At 72.2% G+C, this 11,332-nt stretch carries 7 protein-coding genes and 1 pseudogene; 5 read left to right on the top strand and 3 right to left on the bottom strand.

From position 1 onward, the window contains the following. The first annotated feature begins 18 nt into the window (after window positions 1–18). Together ACH4U7_RS16460 and ACH4U7_RS16455 are read left to right on the top strand one after the other, a co-directional pair. Window positions 19–804: a type VII secretion system-associated protein gene (locus ACH4U7_RS16460; RefSeq protein ID WP_398528597.1), complete on the top strand. Its 786-nt coding sequence runs from the start codon at window positions 19–21 to the stop codon at window positions 802–804. Between the two features lie 61 nt (window positions 805–865). After that, the gene (locus ACH4U7_RS16455; protein ID WP_398528596.1) at window positions 866–1,792 is read left to right on the top strand and encodes a type VII secretion system-associated protein; all 927 of its coding nucleotides are present in this window, start codon (window positions 866–868) and stop codon (window positions 1,790–1,792) included. 54 nt (window positions 1,793–1,846) lie between these two features. Here ACH4U7_RS16455 and ACH4U7_RS16450 read toward each other — a convergent pair whose 3' ends face one another. The 3 genes from ACH4U7_RS16450 to ACH4U7_RS16440 all read right to left on the bottom strand — a co-directional run bounded on the left by ACH4U7_RS16450 (window position 1,847) and on the right by ACH4U7_RS16440 (window position 6,977). Beyond that, complete coding sequence (locus ACH4U7_RS16450; protein ID WP_398528595.1) at window positions 1,847–3,310, bottom strand: RICIN domain-containing protein; 1,464 nt, start codon at window positions 3,308–3,310, stop codon at window positions 1,847–1,849. A 73-nt stretch (window positions 3,311–3,383) separates the two neighbouring features. Next, on the bottom strand, window positions 3,384–5,351 hold the full coding sequence (locus tag ACH4U7_RS16445; protein ID WP_398528594.1) for a BTAD domain-containing putative transcriptional regulator: 1,968 nt from the start codon (window positions 5,349–5,351) through the stop codon (window positions 3,384–3,386). Window positions 5,352–6,026: 675 nt separating this feature from the next. Next, the gene (locus tag ACH4U7_RS16440) at window positions 6,027–6,977 is read right to left on the bottom strand and encodes an NADP-dependent oxidoreductase (protein WP_398528593.1); all 951 of its coding nucleotides are present in this window, start codon (window positions 6,975–6,977) and stop codon (window positions 6,027–6,029) included. 151 nt (window positions 6,978–7,128) lie between these two features. On the opposite strand from ACH4U7_RS16440, the pseudogene ACH4U7_RS16435 reads away from it, so the two are divergent. The 3 genes and pseudogenes from ACH4U7_RS16435 to ACH4U7_RS16425 all read left to right on the top strand — a co-directional run bounded on the left by ACH4U7_RS16435 (window position 7,129) and on the right by ACH4U7_RS16425 (window position 11,281). Then, window positions 7,129–7,971: pseudogene (locus ACH4U7_RS16435) on the top strand (helix-turn-helix transcriptional regulator). Between the two features lie 552 nt (window positions 7,972–8,523). Next, complete coding sequence (gene rsgA, locus ACH4U7_RS16430; RefSeq protein ID WP_398528592.1) at window positions 8,524–9,645, top strand: ribosome small subunit-dependent GTPase A; 1,122 nt, start codon at window positions 8,524–8,526, stop codon at window positions 9,643–9,645. Window positions 9,646–9,817: 172 nt separating this feature from the next. Further along, complete coding sequence (locus ACH4U7_RS16425) at window positions 9,818–11,281, top strand: dihydrolipoyl dehydrogenase family protein (protein ID WP_398528945.1); 1,464 nt, start codon at window positions 9,818–9,820, stop codon at window positions 11,279–11,281. Window positions 11,282–11,332: the final 51 nt, after the last annotated feature.

Genomic DNA, 11,332 nt, shown 5'->3' with positions numbered 1-11,332 from the left:
CATCCCCATGAGGAGCTCATGAACGACAACACCGCCGCCGGGACCTCCACCGCCGAGGCCGGGGCCGCCGCCGACGCCGCGCCGCCGGTCCCCGAGGAGATCAAGGAGGCAGCCCGGCTCGCACCCGACCACTGGCTGGGCATGGTCGACCCCGCGTGGTCGGGGGAGGGCGAGCCGCCGAACTGGGCGGTGGTGGGCCAGTGGAGGTCCGGCCTGGACGGGGAGATCGAGGAGTGGCGCGCCAACGAGGAGTACCGCCCCTCGCCGCAGGCGCTCGGCTGGCCCGCGCCGACCGACGCGGTGGACGAGGCGGTCCAGCTCGCGGCCACCGGTTACGGCCCGGGTGAGGCCGTACCGCGGTTGCTGGTCGGCGCGGAGGTGGCGGTGCTGCTCGGGCCCGGTGGCGGCCCGTTGTCGGCCACCTCGCCCGACGGTGCGTCGGTGGTCCCCGTCTTCACCTCCCCCACGTATCTGCACGCGGCCGGTCGCTTCGGATACGAGCTGATGCCGGTGATCGAGGTCGCGGACCGGATACCGGAAGGACATGTGCTCTACCTCAACCCCTCGGGACCGGTGAGCATGACCGTGGAAACCGACGCACTGCGGCAGGCGGTCGAGGAGACGGCGCGGGCGGAGAACGGGGCCTGGGAGGGGGAGGAGCCCGAGCCCCCGGCCCCCGTGCGCCCCTCGACAGTCGGCGGCTCACATGCGCCCGCCACGCCCGCCACGGCCCCTGCCGAGGACCAGACCGCCGACGGGAAGGCCGCCGGAGAAACGGCCCTCGGCCTGGACTCCACCAGCTGATCCGCGGAATTCCGCCCACCGCATGTAACGCACACCCCGCACATCGACGGAGTTTCCTCCCATGACGAGTTCTTCCGGAACACCAGACGACGAGCGCGAGAACACCGCGGAGGCGGACCCCGCGGGCGGTCCCGCCGGCGCGGACTCGGGCGCATCCGGGACCCAGGGCGGTCCTGGCGCGGTACTCAAGGGCCAGGAGGGCTTCCGGGAGCCGCCCGAGGACTACGTCAGGGCCGCCAAGGTGGCCCCCAACCACTGGCTGTCCATCATCGACCGGCACTGGAACGGTGAGGAGGGCGAGGCCCCGCCCTCCTGGGCGAGCCTCGGGCGCTGGCGCAGCAACGAGAGCGGCGAGATCGTCGAGTGGGAGAAGAACACCGAGTACCGTCCCTCACCCGACGCGTACGGCTGGGCCCCGCCGGTCAGCCCCGTGGACGCCGCCGTGCAGCTGGTCGCCACCGGATACGCCTCGGAGGAGCTGTTCGCCCTGATGCTCGCCGACGCCGAGGTGGCCGTGTGCCTCGACGAGAACGGCGCCCTGGCGGTGACCGACGCACCGGACGGTACAGAGGCCGTGCCCGTCTTCTCGGCATCACCGGAGCTGGAGGAGGACAAACTGCCCCCGCATGAGGTGATGTTGGTGCCCGATCTGCTGGAGAGGCTGCCGGAGGGGAAAGAGGTGCTGTTCCTCAGCTCCTCCGCCCCGGTGGGGCAACTCGTCACGGTGAGCGCGCTGCGGGAGAGCAAGGCCGACCTGGAACGGCACGAGGCGGAGGGCGGGGACGAGTGGCCTGAGCAGGGCAGGGCCGACGATCGGCCGGAAGCCATCACGGATCTGCCGGACATCGCGGCGCTCGAGGACTGGCCCGATTTCCCGACGGGCGATCAGCGGACGGCAACAGCGGACGACGGCCCGGAGCCGGAGACGGAGCCGGGGACCGGGACGGAACGGAAGCCGGCCGAGCCCGGAGAGGCGGGCGAGGTCTGACACGTGTGGCCCCGGCGGAGACCGCCGGGGCCACACGTGGACGAGCCGGACGGCTCAGTGGCGGGTGAAGTACCACTCGTGGTTGTTGAGATTCTCCGGTGCGCACGGCCAGATGATCAGGTCGAGCGACTCATCCATCTTGTACGAGTCGAGGCACTGGTTGTTGCTGGCGAAGTTGCGGATCCAGAAGCGGCCGTCCGCCTGCTTGTCCAGCCACCACAGCTGGTTGTCGTCGGTCGTGCCGTTGCACGGGAACTCGGTGACCTTCTGGGCGTTCCCGGCGGCCCCGTAACCGGGCAGGTCCAGGCACATGCTGTCCATGACATTGCGGATCTGGAACAGGGGTGCTCCGCCGGGACCGGCGCTGTTGTACTTCTTCTCCACGTTCCACAGCTGATTGTCGTCCGCACTGCTGTTGCACCACGACTGGGCGGCCGGGCCGTCGGGAGAGCCGCTGGTGTTGCCGGGGATGTCGACGCAGGTGCCGTTCGTGTTGTTCTTGATCAGCACCCGCGTCAGGACGGCCGGCAGATTGCCGGCCGGCTTCTTGCCCACGGCCGGGCGTGCCTTCTCCTTGGCCTTCGCGGACGCCGAGGGGTTGGGCGGCGGCGGCGGCGGGGCCGCGGCCTTCTCCTTCTCCTTCGCCGGAGAGGCGGAGGGGGAGGACTTCGACTTCTTGTCCTTCTTCGCCTTCGACTTCTTGGGGGACGGCGACTCAGCCACGAAGGCCCCCGACTTCGACCCGTCGTCGTCCAGAACGGTGTCGGCGGAGCTGGACGAGGCCACCTCCTTGCTGTCGTCATCGTCCTTGCCGGTCGCCATGATGAGCAGCGGCACGGCGATGAGGATGGCCCCCGCCATGGCGGCACCGGCGAGCAGGGGCTTCTTGGGACGGCCGGGGAAGCCGGCGTCCGTGTCGGGGGAGTCCCCGCCGGAGCCCGCGGCGGCGGCCGTCGCCGTCGCGGCCCCGCCGGACCGTCCGTCGCCGGACACGGTGGCGATCGCGCTCCTGCCGCGGCCGGACGTCCCGGCACGGGTACCGCTCTCGGACGGGGTACCGGTCGCCGACTCCCCAGCGGGGGCGGCTGCCTCGTCGTGTCCGCCGCGCGCCTTCGATGCCTTCGGCTTCCCGCTGGTGCCGGCGGTTTCGGGCGCGGCGGTGTCCGGCGCTTCGGACTCCGGCTCCGCGGTGGGCCCGGTGGCCGGGCCGCCGCGGGTGGCCGTCTGCTTACCGGTGGCCGGCTTCTCACCGGCCGCGGAACCGCTTGTGGACTCCTCTCCGTCGTCCTTGCCCGTCGTCGCCCGGGCGGGCGTCGACGCACTGGAGCTGGTGGCGGATGTCTTCTTGCCGGTGAGGTGTTCCTCGATGCTCGCCGCGTCGGGCGAGGTGGAGGCCCCCTCGTCGGAGGCGGGCGAGGAACCGCGCGCCGGGGTCGATTCCGGCGCGCGCGATGCGAATCCCGCGGCCGACCGGCCGTTCGGCGTCTCGGCGCCACCGGCCCGGTGCTGATCGGTCATGGACTTCTCCTCCTGGCCGAAGGACCTCGAGTCCAACGGCGGTGGGGGTGTTGACGGGGTGGGGGACAGGTCGTCAGAGCCCTTGCTCGGGTGCGGGATGACCTACGGGGCCGAACGCCTCCGGCGCCATCGGGCCCGCCGCGCGCAGCTGCCCGGCGATCCGTTCCGGATCGGCGCCCGGACGGTTGGCCAGAGCGCGGGCGAGGGACGCGTGCAGCAGCTGTCTGGAGGACGGGGTGAGGGTGCCCAGTACGATCTCGCGCGGCAGCTCGGGGAAGCGGTAGCGCCCCGAACCGTGCTCGTCGGGGTCCGCGTCCCAGACCAGAACGCGGGCGGTGACGGCGGCGTCGATGAGCGGCAGCAGCCGCTCCCGTGGCATGTCCTGCACCTCGGCGAGCAACCCGATGTCCAACTGCGTCCCGTCGGCGGCGGCGTAGGTGAGCATCGTCCTGGCCGGCGCGGTCAGCTCGGCCAGCCGTGCGTGGACGACGCTGCTCACCGCGGCCGGGACCCGCGCCGCGGGCCCCACGCGCCGGTCCGGCGGCAGCTTCAACAGCTCGCCGAGGGTGAAGGGATTGCCCTCGCTCCGCCGGTGCAGCGCCGCCGCCTCCTGCGGCGAGGCGCTCTCGCCGCGGGCGGTGAGCAACTCGGCCACATCGGCGATGGACAGCGGATCCAGCTGCAGCCGGGTGGCGCCGTAGCGGGCCAGATCGGCGAGCAGCCCGCTGGCCGCGGGATCGTCGGCCTTCCGCAGAGCGCAGACCACGGCCACGGGTGCCTCCCGCACAAGGGCGGCGAGTTGGCGCAGCAGGGTGTGGAAGTCCGGCGAGGCCCAGTCGAGGTCGTCGATGACGCACAGGGTGGGTCCGCGATGCAGTTCCCGTACGAGCGCGGCGAGCCGCTCCGTGTCCCCGGTGCCGTCCGGGCGGGTGTCGGCCCCCTCCGGGCGCAGCGCGTCGAGCAGTTGGGTCGCGGGGCAGACCAGGGAGATGCCGTGGCTTTCGCTGAGCGCCTGGCCGCCACTGGCCCGTGCGACGGTGAAGTCCGCGGCCGCGGCCCGGGAGGCCACCTCGTCCAGCAGCCGGCTCTTGCCGGACCCCGGCTCTCCGGAGACCACGGCCCACTGGGTGCGGCCCGCGGCCGCGGCGCGCAGCAGCGCGGTGAGCCGCCCGGTCTCCTCGCCCCGGCCCACCAAGGGCACGGTGGTGGGATCCGGTCCGTCGGACAGGACCACCGCGGAGCGGGACGGGCGGGGATCGCCGAGAACCTCGGTGTCATGCCGCAGGATGGCGGTGTGCAGATCGCGTATCCCGGGGCCGGGGTGGAGGCCGAGTTCCGTGGCCAGCATCGTGCGGAACCGCTCGTACTGCCGCACCGCCTCGACCGACCTTCCCGCCCCGTACAGCGCGCGCATCAGCAGCGCCCATGACGCCTCGCGGAGCGGGGCGTTGAGGGTGAGGCTCTCGGCGGCGCCGATCGCGCGCTCCAGGTCGCCCTGTTTGATGAGGATGGTGGCCCACAGCTCCTCGGCGTCCTGGCGGGCGGCGTTGAGCCGGGCCTTCTCGCGTATCGCGAAGGCATGGTCGGCGGCGTCGCCGAAGGCCTCGCCGCGCCACAGACCGAGCGCGCCGCGCAACTCCTCGCGGGCGGCCTGCAGTTGACCGCGCCTCATGAACTCCCGGGCCTGGGCCACGGATTCCTCGAAGCGGGTGGTGTCCCGTGCCTCGCGGGGCACCCTCAGGGCGTAGCCCCCGGGCCCGTTGACCAGCAGCCTGGACCGGCCGTGCCGTACGGGGTCGAGCACCGAGCGCAGCCTGCTGACGTGCGCGCGTACGGAGGCGACTGCCCCGGCCGGCTGGGAGCCCTGCCACAGGTCCCGGCAGAGCTCCCCCGTGGAGACCGGCCGACCGTCCTCGATCAGCAGGCGGGTGAGCAACACCCTGCGCTGCCGGGGTCCCAAGTCCAGTGCGGTATCGCCGCGCAGCACCTCGACCGGGCCCAGCAGGCCGTACCAGGTGGCATGGCTGTGACGTGGATCCAATGCGGTGGCTCACCTCCTGGCGACCCTACCCAAGCCGCCGAGAGTATCCCTGACACACGGGAGTACGGGCATGAAACACATGTTCAGACCCGCGTCGTGGGAGTGCAGCCTATGCCATCGACGTTTCATCGGATCGCCTGGTCGAGGGGCAGGTCCCTACGGGCCTGTTCGGGACACGAAAGTCTGGGGAAACACCTGGAGTCTGCGTCACACCGACAACCGTCGAAGGCGGACCGGCTGGGTCCGTCACGGCTGTGCAGTTCCACGAGCACCCGCGCGATGAGAGAGCCGGCCGGCCACCGCCCCTTCCGGCTGCCGGCCAGGTGTGCTCGGGCCGGCTCGTGCAGGACGTCGGTGTGGATCAGCATGATCTCGGGGTCGTTGTCGGGCGGCTCCGCGCGCGCCTGGGCTCCGCCGTGCAGCACCCCGCCGTAACTCAACGGCGCCCACCAGGATCAACTGGTCGGCGGCGGAAGGCTCCTGGCCCGGCAGGTGCGCGTCAGCGACACGGCCAGGGTGAAACCCCCGGTCTCCAGTGCAAGCAGGCTCACCTTCGACTGCACGGTCGAGGCCGACAGTTCGCCTCGGCCCGCACGCGATCAGACGGAGTCCGACGGTCAGCGTCACGAACTGCCCGATCGCCCGTCAAACCGCATGCTCACAAGAACGACGGAGCTACGCCGACACCGCGACCACGTGTTTGCCCACGACGCCGCCGCGTTCGAACGCCTCGTGCGCTGCGGCGATGTCTTCCAGCGGGTACACGCTGTCGACCACCGGGCGGAGCGCACCCGAAGTGACATGGCCGGCCAGATCGCGGAGCACGGCGGTGTCGGGATTGGCGCTGAAGGTGCGGATGCGGCGGGCACCGTACACGCTCGACGCGGCGATCGCGGCCAGGGCGCCGGCCGACAGCCCGACGGTGACCATTCGGCCGCCCTTGGCCAACCGGCTTCGGTAGCAGTTCAGTTCCGAGCCTACGGTGTCCACGATGACGTCGAACGGTCCGATCTGGCCCGAGGTGGTGGAGCCGTAGTCGAGGACCTCGGCGGCACCGAGGCCGGTGAGCAGTTGGACGTGGCGGTCGCGGGCCAGTGCGGTCACATGGCCGCCCAGCGCGTGTGCCAGTTGCACGGCGGCTGTGCCGACTCCGCCGGCCGCACCCCGGACCAGGACCCGTTCCCCGCCCGCGAGGTGCACGCTGTCGCGCAGCGCGATGAGCGCCGTTGCGCCCGCGACGACCAGGGAGGCCGCGTCGACTGGCGAGAGGCCCGCCGGGGCGTGCGCGATACGGTCCGTGGACACAACGACGTGCTCGGCCGCCCCACCGGTCGTGTGCCGATGCCGGGGATGCACCATGCCCCACACCCGGTCCCCGGCCCGGTAACCCGCGACGTCGGCGCCGGTCGCGGCGACGACGCCCGCGAAGTCCAGCCCCACACCGATCGGGAACCGGCGTCCCGACACCATCTTCAACTCCCCCGCGCGGACGATCACGTCGTGTCCGTTCACGCTGGACGCCTCGACCGACACCAGTACCTCGCCCGGACCGGGAGCGGGGCGGTCGACGTCGTTGACCCGCAGGACGTCCGGTGCACCGTAACTCGTGATCTGAACGGCCTTCATGTCGCTGTCCTTCCGTGACCGGTTGTGGTGGATCCGATGCTGGACCCTGCACGCGGCATCACGGTCGTTCGCCTTTTCCTGGGACTGGCAGACCCACCTTCACAAGCCGCGCCCGCGGCATACTGGCGCCGTGACCGACGCCCCCCTCGCCATGAGCGACGACCCCCGCCGCGAACTCGCCGATTTCCTGCGAACCCGCCGAACTCGGCTGCGGCCACAGGACGTCGGCCTGGAACCCGGCCCGCGGCGGCGCGTGGCCGGGCTGCGGCGTGAAGAGCTGGCCCTGCTGGCAGGGGTGAGCGCGGACTACTACCAGCGCATGGAGCAGGGACGCGACGTACGACCCTCCGACCAGGTCCTGGACGCCCTCGCGCGCGCCCTCAACTTCTCCGCCGAGGAGTCCCGGCATCTGCACAGCCTCGCCGCCGCCGCGCGCACGCCCACCCGCAGCCCAGGCCACCACGCTCCGGAGGAGGTACCGCCCACCACGCTACGGCTGCTGCGCACCATGACCCTGCCCGCCCTGGTGGTCGGCCGTTTCCTGGACGTACTGGCCTAGAGCCCGCTCGCCGGTGCCCTGCTGGGCGAGTTCACCCAGCAGCCCCAGACGGGGCGAAACCTGCTGTCCCTGTTCCTGCACCCCGAGGCCGACCAGACTTGCCCGGAGCGAGCAGCCACCGTCGCAGAGCTGACCGGGATGCTACGGACGCAGGTCGCCGCCTATCCAGGCCATCCGCGTGCCGTCGAGCTGGTGGGTGAACTGGCGGTCCGCAGCGACGAGTTCGCGGCCCTGTGGGCCCGTCACGACGTGGAGGAACCCACCCGCGGCCAGATGCGCGTCAACCACCCCCTGGTCGGGGAACTGAACCTGGACTGGGACGCCTACCCGATGCCAGGGGCTTCCGGCCCCGTGCTCATCGTCTGCACCGCCGCCGAAGGCAGTCCCGACGCCGAGCGACTCCAACTGCTCGCCGGCCTGCTGGGCACTCGCTGACCCACCACAGAATCCAACCCTGCGGGCCAGTTCGAGCTGGGCCTTGGGTCAAGCCCCGTAGCCGCGGGTGAACATCCCTGGGCGTCGTCGGCGTGATCGAGGTTGTCCATGAGTTCCGGACCGTGGCGTGACTGGAGTGACCGAGCTGCCGCCCGAAAGCCGCTGTGCCCCGGCCGGACCCGGAGCCGGGGCCCGAACCCGTGGCGGCCCGGGCCGACCCTGTCGGCCGACCTCGATGGCCTGGTGGCGTGGGCTCAGGACGCCGGGGTCGGCGTGAGGACGTGAACGCGTTGCGCCATGGGTGCGCCGAAATTCGGTGGCGCCGGGGCTCGTGAGCCTCTAGGGTCGGTTGTGTTCGAGCGGTAGCTCAGTGTTGCCGTGGGTGACTTGGCTTGTTTGGGAGGTGTGACCGATGGCTGTCGTCGAGATGGGCGCTGCCCGCATCCAGGAGTTCATCAAGTCCACCTCCGTGGCCTCCGGCTGACCGATTCTCTTCCTTGCGCACCTGGTTGACGGTGCGAGGCCGGGGCCGCCCCTGCGAAGGGTCCCCCCTTGTCTTTCTCTTCCCTCTTGGGCTCGTCTTCGTCCTCCTCGCATCCCCTCGCCCCGTATGGCTGGGACGACGGCTGGGACGCCGAGTTCGCTCCGCACGCCGAGCAGGGCCTCCTGCCGGGTCGTGTGGTACGTGTCGACCGTGGCCAATGCGACGTCGTCACGCCTGCCGGTGTCGTCCGTGCCGACACCGAGTTCGTCGTTCCCCGCGACCCGATGAAGGTCGTGTGCACCGGGGACTGGGTCGCTGTCGATCCCGAAGGCGGCGATCCGCGGTATGTCCGCACGCTCCTGCCCCGCCGTACCGCCTTTGTGCGTTCGACGTCGTCGAAGCGTTCCGAGGGCCAGGTACTGGCCGCCAACGTCGACCACGCCGTCGTGGCCGTCTCCCTCGCCGTCGAGTTGGACCTGGGCCGCCTGGAGCGGTTCCTGGCCCTGGCCTGGGAGAGCGGCGCCCAGCCGCTGGTCGTCCTGACCAAGGCGGACCTGGTGCCCGACCCCGAGACGCTGGGCCACCTCCTGGCGGATGTCGAGACCGCCGCGCCCGGCGTCCAGGTGCTGGCCGTCAGCTCCGCGACCGGCGAGGGCCTGGACGTGCTCGGCGCCGTACTCTCTTCGGGCACCTCGGTGCTGCTCGGGCAGTCCGGCGCGGGCAAGTCGACGCTCGCCAACGCGCTGCTGGGCGAGACCGCGCAACAGGTGCACGAGGTCCGGGACGCCGACGGCAAGGGCCGGCACACCACGACCACCCGCGATCTGCTGCGGCTGCCGTGGGGCGGGGTCCTCATCGACACACCCGGCGTACGCGGGGTCGGGCTGTGGGACGCCGAAGAAGGCGTCGCACAGGCGTTCTCCGAGATCGAGGCGCTGGCCGAGGAGTGCCGCTTCCACGACTGCGCCCACCAGGCGGAGCCGGGCTGCGCGGTGCTCGCCGCGATCGAGGACGGCACACTGCCGGAACGCCGCCTCGACAGCTACCGCAAGCTGCTGCGCGAGAACGAACGCCTCGCCGCCCGCACCGACGACCGGCTGCGGGCCGAACTGCGGCGGACCTTCAAACAGCGGCAGGCGCTCGGCCGGCACATGATGGAGCGCAAGCGGGGCCCCCTGCGCAAGCCGTGACCCTGCTCACGACGCAGCTCGTGACGAGCCGTGACTCCGCTCGTGACGAGCCGTGACGCTGCTCCGGCGCCGTGACTCGTGTGGTCCACATCGGTTCCTTCGGGCGATGATGCCCGAAGGAACCGAAAGCCCGGCCACACGCCGGAGCCGGGCAGAGAGCGAGTTGCAAATGATGGCCGCCACGGAGGAGTACGACGTCATCGTCCTGGGCGCGGGTCCCGTAGGAGAGAACGTCGCGGACCGGGTCCGCGCCGAAGGGCTCTCCGCGGTGATCGTGGAGAGCGAACTGGTCGGCGGCGACTGCTCGTACTGGGCCTGCGTCCCCAGCAAGGCGCTGCTGCGCCCGATGATCGCGCGCGCCGACGCGCAGCGCCTGCCCGGGCTGCGCCACGCGGCGAGCGGGCCGCTGGACGCCCCGGCCGTCTTCGCGCGCCGCGACGACTACGTCGCCCGCTGGAAGGACGACGGGCAGGTCGCCTGGCTGGACTCGGCGGGCATCGACCTCGTACGCGGGCACGGCCGGCTGGTGGGCGAGAAGCGGGTCGCGGTCACGGACGCGGACGGGCAGGAACGCTTCCTCACCGCCCGGCACGCGGTCGCCGTATGCACCGGCAGCAGCGCCGCGCTCCCCGACCTGCCCGGCCTGACCGACGTACGCCCCTGGACCAGCCGCGAGGCGACCAGCGCGTCCGCCGTCCCCCGGCGGCTGGCCGTGGTGGGCGGCGGCGTGGTCGCCACCGAGATGGCCACCGCCTGGCAGGCGCTCGGCTCGGAGGTGACCATGCTGGTCCGCGGCTCCGGCCTGCTGGCCCGCATGGAGCCGTTCGTCGGCGAGCTCGTCGCCAAGTCGCTGGCCGAGGCCGGGGCGCAGGTGCGCACCGGCACCTCCGTGACCGGCGTACGGCGGGCCCAGTCGGGCGGCCCGGCCGGCTACGGCTCCGGCGCCGGACCGGTCACGCTGACCCTGTCGGACGGGGAGCAGTTGGAGGCGGACGAGGTGCTGTTCGCCACCGGACGCACCCCGCGCACCGATGACATCGGCCTGGAGACGGTCGGCCTCGAACCGGGCAGCTGGCTGCGGGTCGACGACAGTTGCCGGGTGTCGGACGTGGAGGGCGGCTGGCTGTACGCCGTCGGCGACGTCAACCACCGCGCGCTGCTGACCCACCAGGGCAAGTACCAGGCGCGTATCGCGGGCGCCGCGATCGGCGCACGGGCCCAGGGCGTACCGCTCCTGGAGACGGACCCGTGGGGCGCCCACGCGGCCACCGCCGACACCGCGGCGGTGCCGCAGGTGGTGTTCACCGACCCCGAGGTCGCCGCGGTCGGCCTCAGCGCGGCAGAGGCGGAGGCCCAGGGCCGCCGCGTCCGCGTCGTCGACTACGACCTCGGCCGGGTCACCGGCTCCGCGCTGTACGCCGAGGGCTACCGCGGCCAGGCCCGCATGATCGTCGACCTCGACCGGGGCCATCTGATCGGCGTGACCTTCGCCGGCCCGGGGGTGGGCGAACTGCTGCACTCGGCCACGGTGGCGGTCGCGGGCGAGGTCCCCGTGGAACGGCTGTGGCACGCGGTTCCCTCGTTCCCGACGATCAGCGAGGTGTGGCTGCGGCTGCTGGAGACCTACCGCGGCTAGCGCCCGTCGGCACAGGCGGTGTTCCGCGCCGGGCTCGCCGGGGAAACAATG

Origin of the sequence: Streptomyces sp. NPDC020845, assembly GCF_044334165.1 — a bacterium.
GTDB lineage: Bacteria > Actinomycetota > Actinomycetes > Streptomycetales > Streptomycetaceae > Streptomyces.
The sequence above is the reverse complement of the archived record's forward strand: the minus strand, read 5'-3'. Positions and strand labels throughout refer to the sequence as shown.

Excerpts from the sequence above, each read along its gene's own strand:
- ACH4U7_RS16460 (WP_398528597.1), top strand. The coding sequence starts at position 19 with ATGAACGACAACACCGCCGCCGGGACCTCCACCGCCGAGGCCGGGGCC.
- ACH4U7_RS16425 (WP_398528945.1), top strand. The coding sequence starts at position 9,818 with ATGGCCGCCACGGAGGAGTACGACGTCATCGTCCTGGGCGCGGGTCCC.
- ACH4U7_RS16450 (WP_398528595.1), bottom strand. The coding sequence starts at position 3,310 with ATGACCGATCAGCACCGGGCCGGTGGCGCCGAGACGCCGAACGGCCGG.
- ACH4U7_RS16455 (WP_398528596.1), top strand. The coding sequence starts at position 866 with ATGACGAGTTCTTCCGGAACACCAGACGACGAGCGCGAGAACACCGCG.
- ACH4U7_RS16440 (WP_398528593.1), bottom strand. The coding sequence starts at position 6,977 with ATGAAGGCCGTTCAGATCACGAGTTACGGTGCACCGGACGTCCTGCGG.